Genomic DNA, 22,659 nt, shown 5'->3' on the forward strand with positions numbered 1-22,659 from the left:
CATTGACTGTCTTGGATAAATAGGTTAGCTATTTAAGCGAGATGTGGGATGCGGCTCAAGGAGGCAACCGTGGTCACGGTCGACGTGAAGCTGCACCAGGACAGAGCCAAGCACGACCTGCCGCGCCCCCGCCTGGTCATCGGCGGCAAGGACGTCACCGACACGAGTGGCGGCCAGTACGAGCACCGCAACCCGGCGACCGGCCTCGTCCAGGCGCACATCCCGCTCGCGGGCCCCGCCGAGGTGGACAGGGCCGTCGCCGCCGCACGCCAGGCCTTCGAGGTGTGGGGCACCATGCGCCCCGCCGAGCGCCGCCGACTGCTCACCCGCTTCGCGCAGCTCCTCCGCGACCACATCCCCGACTTCGCGGCGATCTGCCCGCTGGAGAACGGCATCTGCGTCGGCGGCTGGGCTTCGAACGTCGGTCCGCACGTCGCCGAGTGGACCGAGTACTACGCCGGCTGGGCCGACAAGATCGAGGGCATGGTCGGCGCGGCCTACAGCCCGCACGAGAACGTCGAGTACACCATCGCCGAGCCCTACGGCGTCATCGGCCACATCATCACCTGGAACTCACCCGCACTGTCCCTGGCGATGAAGGTCCCGCCCTCGCTCGCCGCCGGCAACACCGTGGTCATCAAACCGGCCGAGTCCACGCCGTTCTCCGCGCTGCTCTTCGCCGACCTGGCCCGCGAGGCGGGCATCCCCGAGGGGGTCGTCAACGTCGTCACCGGACTCGGTGACGCGGGATCGGCCCTGGTCACCCACCCCGGCGTGGACAAGATCTCCTTCACCGGAGGACCCGCCACCGCACGCCGCATCATGGCCGACGCGGCGCTGAGCCTCAAACCCGTCCTGTTCGAGCTCGGCGGCAAGTCCGCCAACCTGCTCTTCGCCGACACCGACCTCGACACCGTGGTGCCGTACTGCGCGGCCTTCGCCATGAGCAACACCGGCCAGGGCTGCGCGCTGCCGACCCGGCTGCTGGTCGAGCGGTCGGTCTACGACGAGGTCGTCGCGCGTGTCACCGGTGTGGTCGCGCACCTGCCCGTCGGTGACCCGCTCGACCCGGCGACGTACATCGGCCCCCTCATCGACGGAGCCGCCCGCGACCGGGTCCAGGGCGTGATCGACAAAGCGGCCGAAGGTGGTGCGGGGCGGCTCGTGTACGGCGGTGAACGGATCGACGCCGACGGCTACTTCGTCTCCCCGACCGTCTTCGCCGACGTCGACAACCGCAGCGACCTCGCCCAGCAGGAGATCTTCGGCCCGGTCCTGGCCATCACCCCCTTCGACACGGAGGACGAGGCCGTCGCCCTCGCCAACGACACCGAGTACGGCCTGTCCGCCTACATCCAGTCCCGTGACATCGGGCGCGTGAACCGTCTGGTGCCACGTCTGAAAGCCGGGACGGTCTACGTCAACCCGGGCCCGAACCCCATCAGTTCGCCCACCACGCCGTTCGGCGGCGTCGGGACGAGCGGGTTCGGCCGGGAGGGCGGCAAGGCGGGTCTCGACGAGTTCGTCCACGTCAAGGGTGTCGGCATCAGCCGCGTCTGACGCCCGCCTTCCGAAAGCCCTGGGAGTCAAGAGCATGCATTCCGCCCGCCGCCTGACGTTCGGCGACATCATCCGTGAGCACCGACGGTCCTTCCCCGACGGCATCGCCCTCGTCGACGGCGAAGTCCGGCTGACCTGGCCGCAGTTGGACGAGCGCACCAACCGCCTCGCCAACGCCCTGACGGTCGCCGGGGTCGGCCCCGGCGACCGTGTCCTGTGGCTGGGGCAGAACTCCTTCCGCATCTGGGAACTGCTCGGCGCCGCCGCGAAGATCGGCGCCATGGTCTGTCCCGGCTACTGGCGTTGGGCCGCCCCCGAAATGGCCTTCGCCGTCGAGGACTTCGACCCCCGGGTGGTGATCTGGCAGGACGAGGAGATCGGCGACACGGTCGGCAAGGCGCGGGCGGAACTGGGCAGCGACCACCGGGCGTTGTGGCTGCGGCACGACTCCGAGGGCCCCGGCTCCTACGAGTCCTTCCTGGCCTCGGGCGAGCCCGAGGACCCGGCCGTCGACGTCGACCCGGACTCCGCGCTCCTGGTCATCTATACCGCGGCGATCTCCGGACGCCAGTCCGGCTCGATGCTCTCGCACCGCAACCTCCTTGCCATGGGCGCGAGTTCCGCCTGGATGGGGGACATCGGCACCGAGACCGCCTTCCTCGGCGCCGGACCGATGTTCCACATCGGCAACTACCAGTTCTGGGGCGTCCCGGCCTTCGTGCACGGCGGCAAGAACGTCGTCGTCCGCCGGGTCGTCGCCGAGGAACTGCTCCCGCTGCTGGCGTCCGAGCGGTGCACGCACGCGTACCTGATGCCGCCGACGATCGCCCAACTCGTCGCCCTCAACAGGGAGGCGGGCCACGACCTCTCGCACCTGCGCGCCAGCGTCGCCGCCCCCCTGTGGCAGAGCACGGTCCCCACCGACACCAGCCGCTTCACCCGCAACGGCGGCGGCGAGGGCCGTGGTTACGGCCAGACCGAGGTGACGGGCTTCGCCGTGACCGGCGCCTACGGCGGCACGGGCACCGGCAACGCCGGACGCCCCGGCCCTTTCACCGCCGTACGCATCCTGGACGGCACCGGCAAGGAGTGCGAGGTCGGCCAGGCCGGCGAGATCTGCGTGCGCGGCGACCTCGTGCACCTCGGCTACTGGAACCGGTCCGAGATCAACGAGGAGCGTTTCCGCTTCGGTTGGTGGCACACCACCGACCTCGGCCGGCGCGAGAGCGACGGCACGATCAGCTTCCTCGGCACCACGACGCGCATGCTCAAGTCGGCGGCCGAGAACATCTTCCCGGCGGAGGTGGAGAACTGCATCGAGTCCCACCCGGCGGTGAAGGAGGCCGCCGTGATCGGCGTCCCGAACGAGCGCTGGGCGCAGGACGTCAAAGCGGTCGTCGTTCTCCACCCCGACGCCGAGGCGGTCACGGCCGCCGACGTCATCGAGCACTGCCGGGCGCGGATCGCCTCGTACAAGAAGCCGAAGACGGTGGAGTTCGTCGAGGCGCTGCCGCGCACCAAGGACTTCGCCAAGGACTACGAGGCGCTCGACGAGCGCTTCGGCGGGGGCGGTTACCCCGGCGGCGACCAGCTCGGTGCGGGACGGTGACGCCGTGAACGGCCTGAGCGACCGCCAACCCGTCGTTGTCGGCATCCACGCCACCGAGCAGGCCCTGTCCCTCCCGCACCGCGACGCGATGGGTCTCGCCCTCGAAGCGGTGCGCGGCGCGATCGACGACGCCGGACTGACCCCGGCGGACGTCGACGGCGCCCAGGTCGACTGGCCCGGCCCGGGCGGTGTGCCCGGCGAGGGCAGCTCCTGGGCGCGGATGCTCGGCCGGGACCTGCGCTGGACCAGTGACTCGATGCTCGACAACGCCGGCTCGCGGGGCCTGCTGAAGGCGGCGGCGGCCGTACGGGCGGGGTTCGCCGACACCGTCGTGGTCGGCGGCTGCAAGCTGGTCTCGCGGGGTGCGGGTCCCGTCGGTGCCGGGGTACCGCTGGAGTTCGCCGACGTCTGGGGCAGCTACGTCGTCGCCCAGTTCGCACTGGTGGCGGCCCGGCACATGCACCAGTACGGGACGACCGCCCACCAGCTCGCGGAGGTCGCCGCCACCGTCCGCAACAACGGCACCACCAATCCGGAGGCGATGATGTACGGCCGCGGCCCGTACACCGCCGACGACGTGCTCGCCTCCCGCATGGTGGCCACACCGTTCCACCTGCTGGACTGCTGCATCGTCGGCGAGGGCGGCGCCGCCCTCGTGGTGACCACCGCCGAACGGGCCCGGGACCTGCCCCACCCGCCCGTCGCCGTGCTCGGCGGCGGCATGGAGTACCACCAGGCCGCGTACGCCAACCCCGCGCTGTACCGGGAGGTCGGTCAACTCGGCCGGGACGCGGCGACCCGCGCCTACGCCATGGCGGGCATCGGCCCGCAGGACGTGGACGTCTTCTCCCTCTACGACCCCAACTCCTTCGAGATCATCCGGCAGTTGGAGGTCCTCGGGCTGTGTGGTGAGGGTGAGGGAGGCCCGCTGGCGGCCAGCGGTGCCATCGCCGTCGGTGGCAAGCACCCCGTCAATCCCGACGGCGGCTGCCTGGCGTACGCGTGGAACGGAACCCAGCAGATGACCCTCAAAGTCGTCGAGGCCGTACGGCAGTTGCGCGGCACCGCCGTCCACCAGGTCGAGGGCGCGGAGCTGGCGGTCGTCGGCAACGCCGGCTCCGGCGCGCAGCACTACGAGATGAGCGTGCTGGGGAGGAGCCGATGAGCCGGCCAGTACCCGTCCCCACTCCGCTGTCCCAGCCGTTCTGGGAGGCGGCCCGGCGCGGTGACCTCGTCGTCCCGCACTGCCCGGCCTGCGGGCTGCGCTTCCTGGTGCCCGAACCCGCCTGCCCCGGCTGCATGTCGGCGGACTGGCGGTACGTGCCCAGCGCCGGCCGGGGCACCGTCTACTCGGTGACCGTGGTCCACCGCGCACCCGGTCCCGGCTTCGAGACACCGTTCGCGCTGGCCGTGATCGACCTGGACGAGGGCGGCACTCTGTTGACCCACGTCGACGCGGGCGACCCGGACGACGTGACCATCGGCATGCGGGTGCGCGTGGACTTCCGGCCTCTCACCGACGAGATCACCCTGCCGTACTTCGTGCCGGTCCCAGGTGACTGAAGGAGATGGATGCCGTGGCGAACACGCCGGTGCGGGTTCCCAAGATGGCCGAGCTGGTGGCGGCACAGCTGCGCCGCAAGATCGTGCGCGGGGAACTCGCCGAGGGGGAGGCGCTGCCCGCCGAGACGGCCCTGATGGCGGAGTTCGCCGTCTCCCGGCCGACGCTGCGCGAGGCGTTCCGGGTGCTGGAGTCGGAGTCGCTGATCAGCGTGCGCCGGGGCGCCCGGGGCGGGGCGCGGGTGCAGGTCCCGGAGGGCACGGTCGCCGCCCGCTACGCGGGAGTCGTTCTCGAGTACCGCGGCACGACTCTCAAGGACGTCTACGACGCCCGTACGGTCATCGAGGCGCCGTGCGCCGGACTGCTGGCCGAGCGCCGCACGGAGCGTGACCTGGAGCGGCTGCGGGCCTCCGTCGCCGAGGCGGAGGGACTCATGGACGACCCCTCGGCCTTCATCCGCGCCCACATGGAGTTCCACGCCCTCGTCGTCGAGCTCGCGGGCAACGAGACGCTGAGCGTCCTCAACGGCATGGTCCGGCACATCATCGACCAGGCGAACTGGTCCCACGTCGACCTCGACGCCGGCAGCCCCGAGAACATCCGGGCCAACCGCCGGGGCTTCCGCGCCCACGGCGCCCTCGTCGAACTGGTCGCCGGGCGCCGGGCCGAGGCCGCCGAGGAGCTGTGGCGCCTGCATCTCCAGGAGGCCGAGGACTACCTGCTGCAGAGCAGGTCCATGACGACGGTCCTGGACCTGCTCGGCTGACGTACCGTCAACTCCCGTGCAACTCCTGGACGATGGGCTCCCACACCTCGGCGTCGATCTCGTACGCGGTGTAGAAGGACACCCGGTCGACCAGACTCCCGTACCGGCGCCTGATCTCGCCCGCTACCCGGTCCGGCTCCGCGACGACCGCGAAGGTGTGCAGGACGTCGTCGTCGACGAGCCCGCCCATCGCCTCCCACTTGTCCTCCCGGGACGACTTCGACAGCGCGTTCAGCTCGTCGCCGAGTTCGCCCCAGCCGTGCAGTTCCAGGACGCCGCGATAGGCGGGTGTGCTGCCGTAGAAGGCGATCTGGCGGCGGGTGCCGTCGATCGCGCGGGCTAGCTCCTCCTCGGTGCGGCCGGTCGCGGTGAGGAGGAGATGGGAGACGGAGAAGTCGTCGCGCGTGCGGCCGGACCGTTCGAGGCCCAACTCGACGGTCGGGAGGGTCACTTCCCGCAGATACCGCTCGGTGGTGAAGCCGTGTGCCAGGAGCCCGTCGGCGACCTCGCCCGCAACCCGGGTCATCGCCTCGCCGACCGCCGCCACGAAGACCTTCGGGGCGCCGCCGGGAGCGGGCGGGGGAGAGAAGAAGGGGGACATCAGCGTGTGCGTGTAGAAGTCGCCGCGGAAGTCGAGCTTCTCGCCTTCGTTCCAGGCGGCCCAGATGGCGCGCAGCGCGCTCACGTACTCCCGCATACGGGCGGCGGGGCGGCTCCACGGCATGGCGAAGCGCCGCTCGATGTGCGGTTTGATCTGGCTGCCGAGGCCGAGGGAGAAGCGCCCGCCGGCGTAGGTCTGCAAGTCATGCGCGGTGTAGGCGAGTTGCATGGGGGAGCGGGCGAACGCCACGGCGATCGCCGTGCCGACCTCCAGCCGTTCGGTGTGCTCGGCCGCGAGCAGCAGCGGCAGGAACGGGTCGTGTTTCGACTCCGAGGCCCACAGGCCGTCGTAGCCCGCCTTTTCGTGCTGGAGGGCCTCCGCCACGACCTCCGCGGTACCCCACACACTGAGCTTTCCGTCGACCTTCATGCCGCTCCGTCCACTGTGACCGCGTCCAACCCGATGCGCCGCGCGAGCAGTTCGCGGTGGTACGCCGGGTCTCCGAACAGGAGTTGAGATGTCTTGGCCCGCTTCAGATACAGGTGGGCCGGGTGCTCCCAGGTGAAGCCGATGCCGCCGTGGACCTGGATGTTCTCCGCCGTCGCCTGCAGACACGCGTCGGAGCAGAACGCCTTGGCGAGACTCGCCACCGCGGGCAGGTCCGGGTCCTCGTTCGCTGCCGCGAGGAGCGCGTAGTGCGCGGCGGCACGCGCCGACTCCACTTCGAGGAGGACGTCGGCGAGGATGTGCTTCACGGCCTGGAAGGAGCCGATGGGCCGCCCGAACTGATGCCGCACCTTGGCGTACTCCACTGCCATGTCCAGCGCGCGGGAGGCCACCCCGACCTGCTCGGCGGCGAGTGCCACCGCGGCCCGGTCGAGCACCTGCGAGACGAGGTCCCAGCCGTCTCCGTACGTACGCAGCCGGGTCGCCGGTACGTTGTCGTAGTCGAGGCGGGCCTGTCGGCGGGTCGGGTCCATCGTCGGGAGGGAAGCGCGGGTCAGTCCGGCCGCGTCGCCGTCGACCCAGAAGACGTCGATGCCGTCGTCGGTTCGGGCGACGGTGAGGACGAAGTCCGCGCTGGCGCCGTCGAGGACGAACATCTTGTGTCCGGTCAGCATCCAACTGCCGTCGGACTCGCGGGCATTGAGCGCGACTCCGGCCGCGTCCCAGCGGGCCGAGTCCTCGGTCAGGGCCAGTGTCCCGACCAGTTCGCCGGAGGCGAGCCCCGGCAGCAGACGCTTGCGGGCGTCCTCGTCGTCGCAGCGCAGCAGGGTGGTCGTCGCCAATACGGCCGAGGAGAGGAAGGGCGTGCACGCGAGCGCGCGGCCCAACTCCTCCATGACCACGCCCACTTCGACCGCCCCGCATCCGGCACCGCCGTACTCCTCGGGGACGGCCAGCCCCTGAAGACCGAGTTCCGTCCCCATCCGGCGCCACAGTGCCCGGTCGAAGCCCTCCGGCGTCTCCATCAGCCGTCGTGTCTCGGTCTCGGGGGAGGTGTCCGCGAGGAACGCCCGTACGGTGCGCCGCAGTTCCTCCTGCTCGTCGCTGAACGCGAAGTCCATGCCGCTCAGCCCTCCGCACCGGCGCGGCGACGACCGCGCGAGGCGATGATCTTCTCCACCGCGGTGATGTGGTCCGGGTCGTGCATGCTGTCCCGCTCGGCGAGCAGTGCCGGCTCCAGTACGGCGGCCATGGCCTGCTCCAGATGAAGGTTCACCGCCCGCTTGGTGCCGCGCAGCGCCTGCGCGGGCAGGGCGGCCAGCCGTCCGGCCAGGTCCATGGCCTCGTCCAGGAGCTTGTCTTTCGGTACGACGCGGTTGGCGATGCCGAGCCGGACCGCTTCTTCGGCGCTTACCCGCTCGCCCAGGAAGAGGAGTTCCTTCGCCCGGGTCAGGCCGACGAGCAGGGGCAGGACGAGCGCGCCGCCGTCGCCCGCGACGAGACCGACCTGGACGTGCGGGTCGGCCACGTACGCGTCGTCCGCGATCAGCACCAGGTCGCTCAGCAGGGCCAGGCTGCAACCAAGGCCGACAGCAGGCCCGTTGACCGCCGCGATCACCGGCAACGGGCAGCGGACCAGGCCGGTGATGATCCGCCTGGCCTCGTCGACGTTCTGCTGCCGGAAGGCGGGGTCGCGCTGGACCCGGGTCATGATGTCGAAGTTGCCACCCGCGCTGAACGCCCTTCCCCGGCCGGTGAGTACGACCACCCGTGCCTCGGGGTCGTGGGCGACCGTGTCCCAGACCGACGCCAGGCCCGAGTGCAGCTCCTCGCTCATCGCGTTGAGCTGGTCCGGCCGGTTCAGCTCGATCAGCCGGACCGGCCCGAGGGCCGTCACCACCAGATCCGTCATCTCCACCGCCACCATCCAGGAACAGTTCAGTAGAGTTGAATGCTATAACTAATTGAGCTTTATGAGAACCAGATAGTGGAGTGCTGAGCCCGACGGAGGACGCATGCCGGAGCAGGAGTACGAGACCGTGCGGGCCGAGGTGGCGGACCGGATCCTCACCGTCACGCTCAACCGGCCCGAGAAGCTGAACGCCTTCAACCCGCAGATGATGGGCGACCTCCTCGACGTCTTCGACGCGGCCGACGCCGACGACGATGTACGGGTGATCGTGGTGACCGGAGCCGGGCGCGGTTTCTGCGCGGGCGCCGACGTCAGTTCCGGCGGGTCGTCGTTCGACCACCGCAAGGCAGGCGCCTGGCACCGGGACACCGGCGGCCGGGTCGCGCTGCGGATCTTTTCAAGCACCAAGCCGGTCATCGCGGCGGTCAACGGCCCTGCGGCCGGCGTAGGGGCCAGCATGACCCTGCCCATGGACATCCGGCTGGCCTCGACCTCGGCGAAGTTCGGCTTCGTCTTCGCGCGCCGGGGCATCGTGCCGGAGTCCGCGGCCAGCTGGTTCCTGCCACGGGCCGTGGGGATGCAACGGGCCATGGAATGGGTGGCGACCGGGCGCGTCTTCGGCCCCGAGGAGGCCTTGTCGGCGGGGCTGGTCCGCTCCGTCCATCCGCCGGAGGAACTCCTGCCGGCGGCGTACGAACTCGCCCGCGAGATCGCCGAGAACACCTCGGCGATCTCGGTCGCCCTCTCCCGGCAGATGATGTGGCGGATGCTCGGCGAGCCCCACCCGATGGCCGCGCACCGCCTCGACTCGCGGATCATGAGCCAGATCGGCGGCGGTCCGGACCCGGTGGAGGGCGTCGAGTCGTTCCTCGCCAAGCGGCCGCCCGCGTTCCCGGGCCGGGTCAGCAAGGACATGCCGGCCGTCTATCCCTGGTGGGGGGAGGAAGAGTTCCGGCCCTTGGGGGAGTAGGCGTCACCGGAGTGGGGCGAGGTTGCGGACTCAGGTGTGGACGGGCCGCTGTACCGCGTGGCGCGCCCTCTCGCGCCGTACGACTCAGGTCTTCGGGACCGTTCCGATCATGGCCGAAACGTCCCCCGATCCAACCGTGCGCGGCGACCGGGAGATCATCGCGGCGGCCCTCGATCACGTCCGCCGCGGCCGTCACGCAGTCGGAACCCGCCCGGCATGTCCGGCCGGCGACGACCTTGTGGACGTCCGGCAGCGCGTGCGCGGTGTCGCCGGCCTGCGGATCGTCGACCGCTCGGCCCTGCTCTCCCGCAACCTCGACCGGCGATCATGGCCATGGCCCGGTATCCCTCCGGCCCCGCTCTGGACACGGGCCGACCCCGCCCCGACACTTTGACGAACCGATGAGATCTGTCCGAAACATTGTCGTCGTATCCCCGAAGTGTTAGCGTCCGGACGGCGGGCATTCAGTTGAATGCGTTAGCTATTCCGCCCGGGACGGTGACCATGAGCGATGGTTTCCTGCAGGAGTCTTTCCACGGTGTCGACTGGGGAGTCGCCACCGCGGACGCCATCGCGGCCCCTCCGCCGCCCGCGCCGGAACGCGCGGGGCACTTCCGCCAGTGGACCGACGACATCCGCCGGCTTGTCGGCGTCACGCCCGACACGCACCGGATGGTCGCCGGATGGCCGCTGCTCCAGCCCGACGGCCCCGGCAGCTGGGACCACGCGGCCCTGGACCGCTGCGACCGCGAACTCGACTCCCTGCTCGCCCTCGGCCTGCGCCCTTGTCTCACTCTCTTCGACCGGTCGCTGCCGCCCTGGCTGGAGGAGCGTGGGGGCTGGCTCGAGCGCGACACCGCCGAGCACTTCGCCGTCTACGCCGCCGAGCTGGGCCGCCGCTACGGCGACCGCGTCACCCGCTGGATCACCTCCACCGACCTGGCAGGACCCACCCTCGCCGACCACGTGGCCGGGATGTACACCCCGGGCCGGGGCATCGGCCGCGCGGGCCTGCCCACCGTCCATCACATCCTGCTCGCCAACGGACTCGCCACCCGCGCTCTCCGCGCCGCCGGCGTGAGCGGCCGGATCGGGACCACGGTCACCCTCGTCGGCGGTTACCCGGCCACCGAGGACCCCTTCGACCGGCTCGCCCTGGACCGCCTGCTGAGCTGGACCAACCGCCTCTTCCTCGACCCCCTGCTGCTCGGCGAGCACATGGTGACCGAGGACGACGTCTCACCGATCGAGGACACCGACTGCGTACGCCTCGGGGACCTCGACGTCATCGCCACCCCGCAGGACCTGCTCGGCCTGTCCTGGCACACCCCGTTCCGCGTCACCGCACCGGAGAACCTCGCCCGCGCCCTGCCGGCCGACAAGTGCCAGAGCAGGCTCAACGAGGTCAACCGCCTCCTGGTCGGCCTGGGCTTCGCGGTCGTCCCCTTCGACGACGTGGAGACGACGGCGTACGGCTGGCCCATCCTCCCCGAGGGCCTGGCCGACGCCGTCGCGGACCTCCACGACCTCTACGGCGAACTGCTGCCGCCGCTGTCCGTCGTCGACAACGGCATGGGCGACCTGGACCTCGTCGACGGGGCCGGCCACAGCGACGACGCCCGCCGCCGGTCCCTGCTGCGCGCCCGACTCTCCTGGCTGGGCCGGGTGATCGAACGCGGTGTGGACGTCTGCGGCTACGAGTACTGGTCGGTGCTCGACAACCTGGAGGCGAAGTTCCGCTACACCCGCCTCTACGCGATGGCCGTCCCCGACCACGAACCCCCGCCGCGCCCGCCGATGCCGTCGGACTGGCTGCGGGCCGGAGCCTTCGCCGGGCCCGAGGCACCGGGTACGGCGGCCGGGCTGACCCTGGTCCCGCCCGGCCCCCGGGATCAGCGCGTCGGAGCCTCGTAGTCCCGGCCCCGGATCAGCCGTACCGGCGTGTAGACGAGCACGTCCTCGTCCCGCTGGTTGCGTACCGTGATCCGGCTGGTCACCACGCCCCGGCCGGGCTTGCCGGACGGCCGGGAGCCGGTGGTCTCCACGACGGCGTACAGCGTGTCGCCGACATAGACCGGTCCCCGCACGGTCAGTTCCATGTGCAGGAAGGCCAGGCCCGTGCCGTGCAGCACGTTCGTCTGCAGGACGAGTCCCTCGGCGATGCAGTACGTCAGCGCGCCCGGGACCAGCCGCCCGGTGTAGCCGCCGTCGGCCGCGTGCGAGGCGTCCCAGAAGAGTGGCTCGTTGAAGCCGCCCCAGGTGACGAAGTTGACGAGGTCGGTCTCGGTGACCGTGCGGCGGGCGGTGCGGAAGACCTGCCCGACCGGCATCTCCTCGAAGGTCAACCCCTTTACCAGCGGGGGGATTTCGGTGCGGGTGTGCTTGGTCGTCATCGCGCGCTCCTCGTGCCTCGTGCGTCCGTGGGTCACAGGTCGATCGGGTGCTTGCCGCCCACGCCCTCGAAGTCCGGGGCGCGCTTCTCGCGGTGGGCGGCGAGTCCCTCGACGACCTCGTGCCCGCCGAATCCGAAGAACTCCAGCCCCAGCGAGGCCTCGAAGAGCGGCTGAGCCGTGCGGTACCAGTGGTTGAGGGACCGCTTGGTCCAGCTCAGCGCGCTGGCGGGCCCGGCGGCCAGCAGGGTCGCGACCCGCAGTCCCTCGGCGTGCACGTCCTCGTCGTCCACGCACTTCGACACCAGGCCGATCCGCTCGGCCTCCTCGCCGGTCAGCGCCTCGCAGGTCAGCAGGTAGTACTTGGCCTTGGCCATCCCGCACAGCAGCGGCCAGCAGATCGCGGCGTGGTCACCGGCCGCCACCCCGAGCCGCGTGTGCCCGTCGACGATCTTCGCCTTGCGTCCGGCGATCGAGATGTCCGCCAGCATGCCGATGACCAGCCCCGCACCGACCGCAGGGCCGTGGATCGCGGAGACCACCGGCTTCGAGCAGTTGATCACCCCGTAGACCATGTCCCGCGCCTCCCGCATCGTCCGGGCCCGCACGGCGTAGTCCTCGGTCATGGCCTCGATGGAGTCGAAGGTCCCGCCGGCCGAGAAGGCCTTGCCGGCCCCCTGGACCAGTACCGCGCGGGTCTCCTCGTCCCGGTCGACGACCGGCCAGACGTCGGCCAGCTCACCGTGCATACGCGGATCGACGGCGTTGAGGTTCGGCGCGTCGAGCACGATGCGCAGCACACCGGGCGCGGGCCGCTCGAAGGTCAGGCTCGTGAACGGGGCGTAGGGATCGGTCACGTCGCGCTCCTGGTGTATTCAGTGCGGATACTATAATTATCTAACTGTATCGAGAGGCGTGCGGCAAGCGTCCGGCACACGGGCGCACCGAGGACGGGAAGCTCGGCATGGATCTCACCTTCAGCGAGGAACAGGACGAACTGCGCACGGTCGTACGGTCGTTCCTCACCCGGCACGCCACCGAGGCCGACGTGCGCCGCCTGGCCGCCGACCCGCACGGACACGACCCGTGGATCTGGCGGCGGATGGCCGCGGAGATCGGACTCCAGGGCCTCGCCGTACCGGAGGAGTACGGCGGCTCCGGCTTCGGCTACGTCGACCTCGGCGTCGTCTTCGAGGAGACGGGCCGCGCCCTGCTGTGCGCCCCGTACTTCGCCACTGTGGCCCTGGCCGCCGAGGCGCTGCTGCGCTGCGACGACGAGGCCGCCCGCGCCGACCTCCTCCCGGGCATCGCCGCCGGCGAGACGGTGGCCACGCTCGCCCTCACCGAGGACGACGGGCGCTGGGACGAACAGGGCATCCACCTCAACGCCTGCGAGGAAGCGGGCAGTTGGCGGCTCACGGGCGTGAAGACCTACGTCCCCGACGGACACCTCGCCGACCTGATCCTGGTCGCCGCCCGCACCCCCGCCGGCGTCAGCCTCTTCGCGGTCACGACCGCCGACGCCCCGGGCCTCACCCGCACACCGCTCCCCACCCTCGACCAGACCCGTAAACAGGCCCGTATCACCTTCACGGACACCCCGGCCCGTCTGCTGGGCACCGACGGCACGGCCTGGCCCGCGCTCGAACGCACCCTCGCGACGGCCGCCGTCCTCCTGGCAGCCGAACAGGTCGGGGGAGCGGCGGCGGCCCTGGAGGCGGCGGTCGCGTACGCCAAGATCCGCGAGCAGTACGGCCGTCCCATCGGCTCGTTCCAGGGCGTCAAGCACAAGTGCGCCGACATGGTCGTCGAGATCGAGTCCGCCCGCTCGGCCGCGTACGCCGGTCTGTGGGCTCTGGACGCCGGCGACGAGACGGAGATCGCCGTCGCGGCGGCCCTGGCCCAGGCCTTCTGCTCGGAGGCCTTCACCAAGGTCGCGGGCGACAGCATCCAGGTGCACGGCGGCATCGGCTTCACCTGGGAGCACCCCGCGCACCTCTACCTGAAGCGGGCCAAGAGCTCCGAGGTGCTGCTCGGCACACCCGCGTACCACCGGGAGCTGCTCGCCGCCCGGCTCGGCATCTGACACCCAGGAGAGACAGACATGGAAGTGGACTTCGGGCCCGCCGTACGCGACTTCCGCGACGAACTGCGGGACTGGTTCGCCGACCACCTCGTGGGGGAGTTCGCTGAACACCGGGGGGTGGGCGGCCCCACCGACGGCGCGGCCTGGGACGTACGCCTCGCCTGGGACCGAGAGCTGTCGGCCGGGAACTGGCTGGGCGTGGCCTGGCCGAAGGAGTACGGCGGACGCGGCCTCGGGCTGATCGAGGAGATCGTCTTCGAGTACGAGTACGCCCGCGCGAACGCTCCATACCGCGCCACCGTCAACGCCCTCGACCTGCTTGGCCCGATGCTCCTCGCGATGGGCGACGAGGCCCAGAAGAAGCGCTTCCTGCCCCCGATCCTCGCCGTCGAGGAACTGTGGGGACAGGGCTTCAGCGAACCCGGAGCGGGCTCCGACCTGGCCTCCGTCCGCACCCGCGCCGAGCGCGACGGCGACCAGTGGGTGGTCAACGGGCAGAAGGTGTGGACCTCGTTCGGCATCCACGCCGACTGGCTCTACGTCCTCACCCGCACCGATCCCGACTCCCGGCGCCACAAAGGCCTGACCCTGCTGCTCCTCCCGACCGACCAGCCCGGCGTGGAGATCCGGCCCATCCGCAACCTCGCCGGCCAGGACGAGTTCGCCGAGGTCTTCCTCTCCGACGCGCGCACCGGTGCGGACATGGCCGTGGGCGAGGTGGGTCAGGGCTGGCGCACCGCGATGGCCACCCTCGGCATCGAACGCGGCACCACCCTGCTGCCCCAGCAACTCGGCTTCGAGCGGGAGGCCGAGGCGCTGATCGAACTGGCCCGTACCCGGGGCGCGTTGGACGACCCCATGCTGCGCCGCCGGATCCTGGACGCCTGGATCTCCGTACGCATCATGCGCACCACCAACCTGCGCACCCTCGCCGAACTGACCGCGGGCCGCACACCCGGCGCCCAGGCCACCACGGCGAAGCTCTACGCCTCGACCCGCCACCAGCAACTCGGACACCTCGCCATGGAGTTGGCCGGCCCCGCAGGACAGATCGTCGGCGAGGACTATGAACTCGACACCCGGCAGCGCTCGTTCCTGCTCTCCCTGGCGGAGACGATCTACGGCGGTTCGAGCGAGATCCAGCGCAACATCATCGGGGAGCAGCTCCTCGGTCTGCCCAAGGAGCCTCGGCCATGACGTCGGTCGAGGACCGCCTCGACCGTATCGAGTCCCACCAGGCCATCCAGCAACTGCCCATCCGCTACGCCCTGGCCGTGGACTCCCGCGACCTGGACGCCTGGGTCGGCTGCTTCCGCCCCGACGTCGACATGGGGCGCCATGGCAGGGGACGGCAGGTCCTGCGGCAGCACATCGAGCCCCTCGTGCGCGGATTCCACCGTTCGGTGCATCAAATCTGCGGCCATCGCATCGAGTTCACCGGCCGCGACACCGCGACCGGCGCGGTCTACTGCCGCGCCGAGCACGAGGTGGGGGACCGGTGGATCGTGATGGCGATCTGCTACTTCGACGACTACGCGCGCGTGGACGGCGACTGGTACTTCTCCCGTCGCCGCGAACAGCACTGGTACGCGGCCGACGTGACCGACCGCCCGCAGGCAGTCGGCTTCAACGGTTGGGAAGGCGCGGGAGAACCGGCGCTGCCCGAGGCCTTCCCCACGTGGACGGCCTTCTGGAAGGAGACGTGATGGCACGGTTGGCAGGCAGGACGGCGCTGGTCACCGGCGGAGGACAGGGCGTGGGCCGGGGCATCGCCCTGGCGCTCGCGGGCGAGGGCGCGGCCGTGGTCATCACCGGCCGCACCGAGAGCAAGCTGAAGGACACCGCCGGGGAGATCGCCGAGCGCGGCGGGCGGGCGTACACCGTGGTCGGTGACGTGGGGGAGCGCGACGACGTCGACCGGATGGTGGCCGAGACGGTTCGGGAGTTCGGCGGCCTCGACGTGCTCGTCAACAACGCCCAGTCCTCGGTGCAGCGCCGGCTGGAGAAGACGTCGTACGACGATGTCGAACTCACCTACCGCAGCGGGCCGTTGGCCGTGTTCCACGCGATGCAGGCGGCCCTGCCCCACCTGAGAGAGAGCCGGGGCAGTGTCGTCAACCTAGGTTCCTCGGCGGCCGTGCAGGGCGAGGCGACCTTCGCGGCGTACGCCATGGCCAAGGAGGCGATCCGTGGGCTGAGCAGGGTCGCCGCGCGGGAGTGGGGGCCGTACGGGATCCGGGTGAACGTCGTCTGCCCGGCCGCGCTCAGCCCGGCGGCGGAGTTCTATCTGGCCGCGCATCCGCAGAAGGCGGAGGAACTGGCGCGGGAGATCCCGCTCGGCCGGCTCGGTGACCCGGAGGCGGACATCGGCCGGGCGGTGGCCGCGTTGGTGAGCGACGACATGGCCTATCTGACCGGCGCCACGCTGATGTTGGAGGGCGGCCGGACCCTCATCGGGTGATGCCGCTATACGACACCCCGCGCGCGCAGTCCCGCGAGCTGATCCTCCGTCAACCCGGCGAGCCCGCAAAGGACTTCGGCGGTGTGCTCGCCCAGCGCGGGCGGCGGGGCGTAGCCCTCGACCGGGGTCGCCGTGAGCCGTATCGGATTGGCGAGCAGGGGCAGTGGGCCCGACACCGGATCGTCGACCTCGACCAGCATCCCCCGGTGCTGGATCTGGGGGTCGGCGAAGACCTCGGGCATCTCGTTGAACGGGCCCGCCGGCACGTCGTGTTCGTCCAGGAGGGCCAGCCAGTCGTCCCGGGTCCGGGTCCGCATGATGGCTTCGAGGACCGGCAGGATCTCCTCCCGGTGGGTGATCCGGGCGGAGGTGGTCGCGAACCGGGGGTCCTGGAGCAGGTCGGTGCGATCGGCCGCCGCGCAGAACGCGGCGAACTGCTTGTCGTTGCCCGCGACGAGGAAGAGCGGCTTGTCCGCGCAGTGGAACGCCTGGGAGGGGATTCCGCCGTAGCCGCCGTTGCCGCGCCGGCGCGGAACCTCCCCGGAGACCAGATAGTTCATCGCGAAGTGGGACAGCGAGGCCAGCCCGCAGTCCAGCAGGGAGAGGTCGACGAACTGGCCCTCGCCGGTGGCGTCCCGGTGTCGCAGCGCCGCCAGGACGGCCGTCGAGGCGTAGAGGCCGGTGAGGACGTCGACCATACTGACGCCGACCTTCATTGGCTCGTCGGGGTGGCCGGAGACGCTCATCATCCCGGACATGGCCTGGAAGATGCCGTCGTAGCCGGGGCGCCCGGCATAGGGGCCGGTCTGGCCGAAGCCGGTGACGGACAGGTAGACCAGGCGCGGGTTGAGCGCCTGCAGGCTCTCGTGGTCGAGGCCGTACTTCGCGAGCGTGCCCGCGCGGAAGTTCTCCACCAGGACGTCCGAGCGGGCGGCGAGCGAGCGGATCAACTCCTGTCCCTCCGTGGTGGCGTGATTGACCGTCACGGATCGCTTGTTGCGGTTGCAGGAGAGGTAGAAGGCCGCGGTGTCCGTCCCCGGAGCGAACGGCGGACCGTACGTCCGTGAGTCGTCGCCGGTGCCCGGCCGCTCGACCTTGATGACCTCCGCACCGAGGTCGGCCAGCATCTGGGTGGCCAGCGGTGCGGCCAGGATGCGGGACAGGTCGAGGACGCGGATCCCGGCCAGGGCGGTCGACGGCATCGAGGTCTCCCTCTGTTCACAGGCATCGAATGAGTTATATAAATAATACATCTGGCGCCCTGGCTGCGCCTCGGATGATTGCTTCAACTATCCAATTCATGTAACTATATGGATCGGCTGACCGGCCGAGACCGGAGGGCGTGCGGATGACCGTCGCGGCGAGGACCCTCACCGACCAGGAACAGCGCGAACGCCGCGAGTGGTTCCGGTCCCGCTGGGAGCGCGGCGTCGCGTTCAACCGCCTCTGTCGTCTGCGCATGGTCCGCTGGGACCCCGACGGCGTGGAGGTCGTCCTTCCCTACGTCGAGGCACTCTCCGCCCACGAAGGCGTCTTCCACGGCGGAGTGATCTCCGCGCTCATCGACACCGCGGGCGCGGGAGCCGTGATCGCCGGGCACGACTTCGAGAAGGGGAGTCTGCTCAGCACCGTCTCGATGTCGGTGCAGTACCTCGCGCCCGCCCGGGGCCCGGAGGCCGTCGCCTACGCGCGCTGCGTCCGCCGGGGCCGCAGGCTGCACTTCGCCGACATCGACGTGATGACCGACGGGGTCGTCTGCGCCCGGGGGCAGGTGGTGGTGACGATCTCCGGCGAGCGACCGGGCGTCGGCGACCCCATCCAGCCCATCGACCCCATCCAGCCCATCGACGCCATCGAACCGCTGACCGAGGAGTGACGCGATGCCCGACGAACCCGACCGGGACCTGGTGCTCTACGAGGTCGATGAGGACGGTGTCGCCACCGTCACCCTCAACCGGCCCGAGCGCAAGAACGCGTGGAGCCTCCCCATGGAGCGCCGCTTCTTCGCCCTGCTGGACGAGGCCGCCGCCGACCCCGCCGTCCGCGTCGTGATCGTCACCGGCGCCGGCCGGGCGTTCTGCCCCGGCATGGACGTCCAGCGCCTGGAACAGAACGCGCAGCCGGGACAGTCCCTCAATCTCCAGGCCCGCGTGCCCATGTACAGCAGGCGGAACATGCCCAAGCCGCTCATCGCGGCCGTCAACGGCGCCTGCGCGGGCATCGGCCTGGTCCAGGCCCTGATCTGCGATGTCCGCTTCGCCGCCCGGGGCGCCCGCTTCACCACCGCCTTCACCCGCCGCGGCCTCGCCGGCGAGTACAACCTCCCCTACGTCCTGCCGCGCGTCATCGGCCTGGAGAACGCCCTCGACCTCCTCCTGTCCGGCCGCGTCTTCGACGCCGACGAGGCGAAGCAACTCGGCCTCGTCAGCCGGGTCGTAGAGCCCGAGGACCTGCTCGACGCGGCCCGCGCCTACGCCCGCGACATCGCACGCAACTGCTCACCGCGCGCCATGGCCGTCGTGCGCCATCAGGTCTACGGCGACCTCGACCGGCCCTTCACCGAAGCGCTCGCCCGCTCCTACTCCGCCATGGAGTTCTTCGCGGGCTCACCGGACTTCCGCGAAGGGGTGGCCAGTTTCGTGGAGAAACGGGAGCCCAAGTTCGAGGGACTGCCCCCGGACTTCGACCCGGACGAGGCCACCCGCGACGCGTTCCTGCCGTACTGACCGAGGAGTTGGACCGTTCCCGTGTGCAGTGACCGAGGAGAAGGAAGATGACAGGGCAGCCTTTCCCCGTCGAAGCCGGGCACATCCTGGCGTTCGCCCGGGCCATCGGCGACGAGAACCCGGCGTATGTCGGCGAGGGCGCACTCGCACCGCCCACCTTCACCATGGCGAGCGCCCACCACGATCCCGACTACCGGCTGCGGCCCAAGGCGGGCGAGGAGTGGTTCGGGTCCGGCGCCGGGCCCGGCGTGATGCCGGAGGGCGGTGGCGGGCTGCACGCCGAACAGCACTTCACGTACCACCGGCCGGTGCGAGCGGGGGAGACCCTGTACGCCACCACCGTCGCCGGCCGCAGCTGGGAGAAGCAGGGCCGGACGGGTCGGCTGCTGTTCAGCGAGCGGATCACCGAGTACCGGGACGCCGACGGCGAACCGGTCGTCAGCGCCCGCACCGTGGCCGTCGTGCCTGAGGGCCCCGCAACCCGGAAGGACGACGTCCGATGAGCCTGAGTGTCGACGACGTCAAGGTCGGCGAGACCCGCGAGAGCGTGCTGGTCGACGACCTCAAGCGCACCCGGATCGTCCAATACGCGGGCGCGTCCGGCGACTTCAACCCGCTGCACACCGACGACAAGTTCGCCACCGAGGTCGCGGGCTACCCCGGCGTCTTCGCCCACGGCATGCTCACGATGGGCATGACGGGACGCGTCCTGACCGACTGGGTCGGCGTCGAGGCGCTGCTGACCTTCGGGGTGCGCTTCAAGGCCCAGGTGTGGCCCGGCGACACCCTGACCGCCACGGCGACCGTCGAGTCGGTCGAGGACACGCCGGACGGGCCGGTCGCCCACTTCTCACTGCGAACCGTCACCCAGGACGGCGCCGAGGTGGTCACCGGCACCGCTTCGGCACTGCTGGAGCCCTGAACAGGTGGGCGGCGAGCAGGAGTTCACCTGGACGGCGACCGTGCTCGCCGCCTGCGACCACTCCCGTCCCGCCGTCCGGTTCGGGGACCTCACCTGGACCGGACACGAACTCCTGGACCGGGCGGCCGGCGCCGCGGACTGGCTGGACACCCTCGGCCTGCACCCCGGCGCCCCGGTACCCGCCCTGGCTGCCACCTCCGCCGACGCCCTCGCGCTCGTCATCGGCGGCGCGGGGTCCGCCCACCCGCTCGCCCCGCTCGGCGTCCGCATGACGCCGTACGAGATAGCGGCCGTGGTCGAGGCATCCGGAGCCCAACTCCTCCTCGCGCAGCCCGAGTTCGCGGAACTCGGCGAACATGTCGCCGAGCTGTCCGGCCGCCGCTCCGTCGTCGTCCCCGAACTCCGCCCGAGCGCAAGGCCGTTGACCGCCGAGCCGGACGACCTCGCCGTCGTCCTGCACACCTCAGGCACGACAGGCCTCCCCAAACCCGTCCCCATGACCCAACGCCGCCTGGCCGCCCGCGCCCGCGTCAACGGCCGCCTCTGCGCGCTCGATCCGGACGGTTTCTACGGGGGCAGCGCCCCCTTCCACCACATCGCCGGCCTCGGCAACATCGCCGTCGCCCTGGCCGCGGGCGCGCTGATCACCGGCCTGCCCCGCTTCACCGTCGAGGGCTGGGGCGTGATGCGCGCACTCGGCGTCACCCACACCAGCATGGTCCCGGCGATGCTGGAGACCCTTCTCGCAGCGGGCCAGGCACACCACGAGACGCTGAGGGTTCTTCAGTACGGCGGCGCACCCGTCCGCCCCGGGACCCTGCGCCGGACGTACGAGGCGATGCCCGGCGTCCGCATGCTCAACATGTTCGGGCAGACCGAGGGCTCGCCCATCAGCGTGCTCACCCCCGAGGACCACCGGGAGGCGGTCGCCGGCCGCACCGAACTGCTGCGGTCCGTGGGACGGCCCGCACCCGGCGTCGAGTTGCGGGTGCGGGACACCGGACCGGACGGCATCGGCGAGATCCATGCCCGCGCCGACCATTTCTTCCGGATCGACCCCGAAGGCTGGCTGCACAGCGGTGACTTGGGCCGTGTGGCCGAGGACGGCTACCTCTATCTGTACGGCCGCGGCACCGACATGATCATCAGGGGCGGTGAGAACGTCCACCCGCTGGAGGTCGAAACCGTGCTGGCCGCACACCCCGGAGTCGCGGACGTGGCCGTCACGGGCGCCCCCGACGAACGGCTCGGCCAGACCGTCGTCGCCTTCGTCGTGCCGGCCGACCTCGAAGCCCCGCCCGACCCCGCCGCGCTCAGGGCGCACGCCCGCACCCGGCTGTCCGGATTCAAGGTCCCCGTCCGCTGGTGGTTCGTGGACGACCTGCCGCGCAACGCCAACGGCAAGGTCGTACGGCAGCGACTGCGCGAGCCCGGCCAAGGAGAAACACGTGACTGATCACTCCGTTGTCGACCCTTCGAGCGTGGGGGTGGACCCGCACCGGCTGGACGTCCTGCTGCGCCGGATCAGGCTGGAGGTCGAGCACGGGCCACTGCCGTCCGCGCAGGTTGCGGTGGCTCGCGGTGGTCGCCTGGTGGCGTTCGAGACCTGGGGGGACGCGGGACCGGACACCCGATACGTCCTTCAGTCCGTCGGGCGGTCGATCGTCGCCGGTGTCGTGTGGAAGCTGCTCGGTGAGGGGCTCCTGCACCTGGACGAGCAAGTCGCCGCGATCATCCCGGAGTTCGCGCCGAACGGGAAGGAGACGGTGACCGTCGAGCAGGTGCTCACGCATACCGCAGGCTTCCCCTTCGCCCCCCTCGGCTACCCGAAGATGCTGGACCGCGAGCAGCGGCTCGCCGCCTTCGGGCGCTGGCGGCTCGACACCCCGCCGGGCACCCGCTTCCAGTTCCATCTCACCGCCGCCGCCTGGCTGATCGCCGAGATCGTCGAGCGGCGCACGGGGATGCCCTTCGCCGACTACCTCCACGAGCGGATCGCCCGGCCGCTGGGCCTCACCTCGATCGAACTCGGCGTGCCGGTCGACCAACAGCCGGGCACTGTCGCCCCGATGACCGCCACCGACCGCACCGACGACACCCAGGAACCCGACCCCTGGGGACCGTGGTACCTCGCCGACCCCCGCGTCCTGGCGGCCGGCGAGCCCAGTCACGCCCTGGTTGCCACCGCCGCCGATGTCGCCCTGTACTTCCAGGCGTTGGAGCATTCGGGCCTGTGGAAGCCGGAGGCGGTGGCGGAGGGCACCCGGATCCGGCTGACCCAACTCCCTTACGGGGAGCAGATTTACGGGGGCGGCGGCAGCAGGCGTACCAGCATGGGCCTGTTCGTGACGGTGGCCGGTCCTGACGCCGGCAGCCAACTCCCGTCCACCGGATCGCCGTCGCTCTTCGGCAGCGCGGGCGCCGCCTACCAACTCGGCTTCATGGACCCGGAGTCCGGCCTGTCCTTCGCCTGCCTGAGCAACGGCTACCCGCTCGCCGGCTACGACCACTCGCGGCGCGGCACGGCGTTGCTCACCAACATCGCGAACCTGGCGGGGGGGGGGGGGGGGTGGGCACCGCCGCCCCCCCCCCGGGGCGGCTTGGGGGGGCGCGGCCGGGCAGGTGGGGGGGGGGGGGGTGGGAAGAGT

At 71.0% G+C, this 22,659-nt stretch carries 24 protein-coding genes; 18 read left to right on the top strand and 6 right to left on the bottom strand.

Features of this window, described 5'->3' with window-relative positions; genetic code table 11:
* Positions 1-69: 69 nt before the first annotated feature.
* The 5 genes from ACFXC1_RS09710 to ACFXC1_RS09730 are packed head-to-tail and all read left to right on the top strand — an operon-like array spanning position 70 to position 5,496.
* Positions 70-1,560 carry an aldehyde dehydrogenase family protein gene (locus tag ACFXC1_RS09710; RefSeq protein WP_381241055.1) on the top strand — a complete coding sequence of 497 codons (1,491 nt, stop codon included), beginning with the start codon at positions 70-72 and terminating at the stop codon, positions 1,558-1,560.
* A gap of 34 nt (positions 1,561-1,594) precedes the next feature.
* A complete protein-coding gene (locus tag ACFXC1_RS09715; RefSeq protein ID WP_381241056.1) occupies positions 1,595-3,169 on the top strand; it encodes an AMP-binding protein in 1,575 nt (524 codons plus the stop codon).
* Between the two features lie 4 nt (positions 3,170-3,173).
* On the top strand, positions 3,174-4,334 hold the full coding sequence (locus tag ACFXC1_RS09720; protein ID WP_381241057.1) for a thiolase family protein: 1,161 nt from the start codon (positions 3,174-3,176) through the stop codon (positions 4,332-4,334).
* A complete protein-coding gene (locus tag ACFXC1_RS09725; protein ID WP_381241059.1) occupies positions 4,331-4,732 on the top strand; it encodes a Zn-ribbon domain-containing OB-fold protein in 402 nt (133 codons plus the stop codon). The genes ACFXC1_RS09720 and ACFXC1_RS09725 overlap by 4 nt, the downstream gene beginning before the upstream one ends.
* 5 nt (positions 4,733-4,737) lie before the next feature.
* On the top strand, positions 4,738-5,496 hold the full coding sequence (locus ACFXC1_RS09730) for a FadR/GntR family transcriptional regulator (RefSeq protein WP_381241061.1): 759 nt from the start codon (positions 4,738-4,740) through the stop codon (positions 5,494-5,496).
* A gap of 7 nt (positions 5,497-5,503) precedes the next feature.
* Here the strand turns inward: ACFXC1_RS09730 and ACFXC1_RS09735 are convergent, their stop codons facing one another.
* The 3 genes from ACFXC1_RS09735 to ACFXC1_RS09745 are packed head-to-tail and all read right to left on the bottom strand — an operon-like array spanning position 5,504 to position 8,456.
* Positions 5,504-6,526 (bottom strand): LLM class F420-dependent oxidoreductase, encoded by a 1,023-nt coding sequence (locus ACFXC1_RS09735; protein ID WP_381241062.1) that lies wholly within the window; start codon positions 6,524-6,526, stop codon positions 5,504-5,506.
* Positions 6,523-7,665: an acyl-CoA dehydrogenase family protein gene (locus tag ACFXC1_RS09740; protein ID WP_381241064.1), complete on the bottom strand. Its 1,143-nt coding sequence runs from the start codon at positions 7,663-7,665 to the stop codon at positions 6,523-6,525. Before ACFXC1_RS09740 ends, ACFXC1_RS09735 begins: the two co-directional genes overlap by 4 nt.
* A 5-nt stretch (positions 7,666-7,670) precedes the next feature.
* Positions 7,671-8,456, bottom strand: a complete 786-nt coding sequence (locus ACFXC1_RS09745; RefSeq protein WP_381241066.1) for an enoyl-CoA hydratase/isomerase family protein — start codon at positions 8,454-8,456, stop codon at positions 7,671-7,673.
* 103 nt (positions 8,457-8,559) lie between these two features.
* Here ACFXC1_RS09745 and ACFXC1_RS09750 point away from each other — a divergent pair, with 103 nt between their 5' ends.
* The 3 genes from ACFXC1_RS09750 to ACFXC1_RS09760 all read left to right on the top strand — a co-directional run bounded on the left by ACFXC1_RS09750 (position 8,560) and on the right by ACFXC1_RS09760 (position 11,340).
* Complete coding sequence (locus ACFXC1_RS09750; RefSeq protein ID WP_381241067.1) at positions 8,560-9,426, top strand: crotonase/enoyl-CoA hydratase family protein; 867 nt, start codon at positions 8,560-8,562, stop codon at positions 9,424-9,426.
* Positions 9,427-9,460: 34 nt separating this feature from the next.
* A complete protein-coding gene (locus ACFXC1_RS09755) occupies positions 9,461-9,820 on the top strand; it encodes a GMC oxidoreductase (protein ID WP_381241151.1) in 360 nt (119 codons plus the stop codon).
* A 110-nt stretch (positions 9,821-9,930) separates the two neighbouring features.
* Positions 9,931-11,340: a family 1 glycosylhydrolase gene (locus ACFXC1_RS09760; RefSeq protein ID WP_381241068.1), complete on the top strand. Its 1,410-nt coding sequence runs from the start codon at positions 9,931-9,933 to the stop codon at positions 11,338-11,340.
* Here ACFXC1_RS09760 and ACFXC1_RS09765 read toward each other — a convergent pair.
* Both ACFXC1_RS09765 and ACFXC1_RS09770 read right to left on the bottom strand, forming a co-directional pair.
* Positions 11,319-11,819 carry a MaoC/PaaZ C-terminal domain-containing protein gene (locus tag ACFXC1_RS09765; RefSeq protein WP_381241069.1) on the bottom strand — a complete coding sequence of 167 codons (501 nt, stop codon included), beginning with the start codon at positions 11,817-11,819 and terminating at the stop codon, positions 11,319-11,321. The two genes, ACFXC1_RS09760 and ACFXC1_RS09765, sit on opposite strands and share 22 nt — an antisense overlap.
* Positions 11,820-11,851: 32 nt before the next feature.
* Positions 11,852-12,673: an enoyl-CoA hydratase/isomerase family protein gene (locus ACFXC1_RS09770; protein WP_019071878.1), complete on the bottom strand. Its 822-nt coding sequence runs from the start codon at positions 12,671-12,673 to the stop codon at positions 11,852-11,854.
* A 107-nt stretch (positions 12,674-12,780) separates the two neighbouring features.
* Here ACFXC1_RS09770 and ACFXC1_RS09775 point away from each other — a divergent pair, with 107 nt between their 5' ends.
* Genes ACFXC1_RS09775 through ACFXC1_RS09790 form a run of 4 tightly spaced genes read left to right on the top strand, consistent with a single transcriptional unit; the run spans position 12,781 to position 16,363 of the window.
* Positions 12,781-13,902, top strand: a complete 1,122-nt coding sequence (locus ACFXC1_RS09775; protein ID WP_381241070.1) for an acyl-CoA dehydrogenase family protein — start codon at positions 12,781-12,783, stop codon at positions 13,900-13,902.
* An 18-nt stretch (positions 13,903-13,920) separates the two neighbouring features.
* A complete protein-coding gene (locus tag ACFXC1_RS09780) occupies positions 13,921-15,099 on the top strand; it encodes an acyl-CoA dehydrogenase family protein (protein ID WP_381241072.1) in 1,179 nt (392 codons plus the stop codon).
* Entirely contained in the window at positions 15,096-15,608 is a 513-nt protein-coding gene (locus ACFXC1_RS09785; protein WP_381241073.1) for a nuclear transport factor 2 family protein, read from the top strand. The genes ACFXC1_RS09780 and ACFXC1_RS09785 overlap by 4 nt, the downstream gene beginning before the upstream one ends.
* The gene (locus ACFXC1_RS09790; RefSeq protein WP_381241075.1) at positions 15,608-16,363 is read left to right on the top strand and encodes an SDR family NAD(P)-dependent oxidoreductase; all 756 of its coding nucleotides are present in this window, start codon (positions 15,608-15,610) and stop codon (positions 16,361-16,363) included. The genes ACFXC1_RS09785 and ACFXC1_RS09790 overlap by 1 nt, the downstream gene beginning before the upstream one ends.
* Before the next feature lie 5 nt (positions 16,364-16,368).
* On the opposite strand, the gene ACFXC1_RS09795 is transcribed toward ACFXC1_RS09790, so the two are convergent.
* Positions 16,369-17,565, bottom strand: a complete 1,197-nt coding sequence (locus ACFXC1_RS09795; RefSeq protein ID WP_381241077.1) for a CaiB/BaiF CoA transferase family protein — start codon at positions 17,563-17,565, stop codon at positions 16,369-16,371.
* A 146-nt stretch (positions 17,566-17,711) separates the two neighbouring features.
* Between ACFXC1_RS09795 and ACFXC1_RS09800 the strand changes: the two genes are divergently transcribed.
* From ACFXC1_RS09800 to ACFXC1_RS09825, 6 genes are all read left to right on the top strand, one after another.
* Entirely contained in the window at positions 17,712-18,239 is a 528-nt protein-coding gene (locus ACFXC1_RS09800) for a PaaI family thioesterase (RefSeq protein ID WP_381241079.1), read from the top strand.
* A 4-nt stretch (positions 18,240-18,243) separates the two neighbouring features.
* On the top strand, positions 18,244-19,089 hold the full coding sequence (locus tag ACFXC1_RS09805; protein ID WP_043677472.1) for an enoyl-CoA hydratase-related protein: 846 nt from the start codon (positions 18,244-18,246) through the stop codon (positions 19,087-19,089).
* 47 nt (positions 19,090-19,136) lie between these two features.
* Complete coding sequence (locus tag ACFXC1_RS09810; protein ID WP_381241081.1) at positions 19,137-19,592, top strand: FAS1-like dehydratase domain-containing protein; 456 nt, start codon at positions 19,137-19,139, stop codon at positions 19,590-19,592.
* Positions 19,589-20,011, top strand: a complete 423-nt coding sequence (locus tag ACFXC1_RS09815) for a MaoC/PaaZ C-terminal domain-containing protein (RefSeq protein WP_381241083.1) — start codon at positions 19,589-19,591, stop codon at positions 20,009-20,011. Before ACFXC1_RS09810 ends, ACFXC1_RS09815 begins: the two co-directional genes overlap by 4 nt.
* A 4-nt stretch (positions 20,012-20,015) precedes the next feature.
* Positions 20,016-21,467, top strand: coding sequence for a class I adenylate-forming enzyme family protein (locus tag ACFXC1_RS09820; protein WP_381241085.1), 1,452 nt, complete (start codon positions 20,016-20,018; stop codon positions 21,465-21,467).
* Positions 21,460-22,659: serine hydrolase domain-containing protein (locus tag ACFXC1_RS09825; protein WP_381241086.1), on the top strand; the 1,200-nt coding region annotated here is incomplete at its 3' end. The genes ACFXC1_RS09820 and ACFXC1_RS09825, both read left to right, overlap by 8 nt.

Origin of the sequence: Streptomyces hokutonensis (genome assembly GCF_042751305.1) — a bacterium.
Taxonomy (GTDB): Bacteria; Actinomycetota; Actinomycetes; order Streptomycetales; family Streptomycetaceae; genus Streptomyces; species Streptomyces hokutonensis_A.

Excerpts from the sequence above, each read along its gene's own strand:
- ACFXC1_RS09715 (WP_381241056.1), top strand. The coding sequence starts at position 1,595 with ATGCATTCCGCCCGCCGCCTGACGTTCGGCGACATCATCCGTGAGCAC.
- ACFXC1_RS09725 (WP_381241059.1), top strand. The coding sequence starts at position 4,331 with ATGAGCCGGCCAGTACCCGTCCCCACTCCGCTGTCCCAGCCGTTCTGG.
- ACFXC1_RS09730 (WP_381241061.1), top strand. The coding sequence starts at position 4,738 with ATGGATGCCGTGGCGAACACGCCGGTGCGGGTTCCCAAGATGGCCGAG.
- ACFXC1_RS09735 (WP_381241062.1), bottom strand. The coding sequence starts at position 6,526 with ATGAAGGTCGACGGAAAGCTCAGTGTGTGGGGTACCGCGGAGGTCGTG.
- ACFXC1_RS09740 (WP_381241064.1), bottom strand. The coding sequence starts at position 7,665 with ATGGACTTCGCGTTCAGCGACGAGCAGGAGGAACTGCGGCGCACCGTA.
- ACFXC1_RS09745 (WP_381241066.1), bottom strand. The coding sequence starts at position 8,456 with ATGACGGATCTGGTGGTGACGGCCCTCGGGCCGGTCCGGCTGATCGAG.
- ACFXC1_RS09750 (WP_381241067.1), top strand. The coding sequence starts at position 8,560 with ATGCCGGAGCAGGAGTACGAGACCGTGCGGGCCGAGGTGGCGGACCGG.
- ACFXC1_RS09760 (WP_381241068.1), top strand. The coding sequence starts at position 9,931 with ATGAGCGATGGTTTCCTGCAGGAGTCTTTCCACGGTGTCGACTGGGGA.
- ACFXC1_RS09765 (WP_381241069.1), bottom strand. The coding sequence starts at position 11,819 with ATGACGACCAAGCACACCCGCACCGAAATCCCCCCGCTGGTAAAGGGG.
- ACFXC1_RS09775 (WP_381241070.1), top strand. The coding sequence starts at position 12,781 with ATGGATCTCACCTTCAGCGAGGAACAGGACGAACTGCGCACGGTCGTA.
- ACFXC1_RS09780 (WP_381241072.1), top strand. The coding sequence starts at position 13,921 with ATGGAAGTGGACTTCGGGCCCGCCGTACGCGACTTCCGCGACGAACTG.
- ACFXC1_RS09785 (WP_381241073.1), top strand. The coding sequence starts at position 15,096 with ATGACGTCGGTCGAGGACCGCCTCGACCGTATCGAGTCCCACCAGGCC.
- ACFXC1_RS09790 (WP_381241075.1), top strand. The coding sequence starts at position 15,608 with ATGGCACGGTTGGCAGGCAGGACGGCGCTGGTCACCGGCGGAGGACAG.
- ACFXC1_RS09795 (WP_381241077.1), bottom strand. The coding sequence starts at position 17,565 with ATGCCGTCGACCGCCCTGGCCGGGATCCGCGTCCTCGACCTGTCCCGC.
- ACFXC1_RS09800 (WP_381241079.1), top strand. The coding sequence starts at position 17,712 with ATGACCGTCGCGGCGAGGACCCTCACCGACCAGGAACAGCGCGAACGC.
- ACFXC1_RS09805 (WP_043677472.1), top strand. The coding sequence starts at position 18,244 with ATGCCCGACGAACCCGACCGGGACCTGGTGCTCTACGAGGTCGATGAG.
- ACFXC1_RS09810 (WP_381241081.1), top strand. The coding sequence starts at position 19,137 with ATGACAGGGCAGCCTTTCCCCGTCGAAGCCGGGCACATCCTGGCGTTC.
- ACFXC1_RS09815 (WP_381241083.1), top strand. The coding sequence starts at position 19,589 with ATGAGCCTGAGTGTCGACGACGTCAAGGTCGGCGAGACCCGCGAGAGC.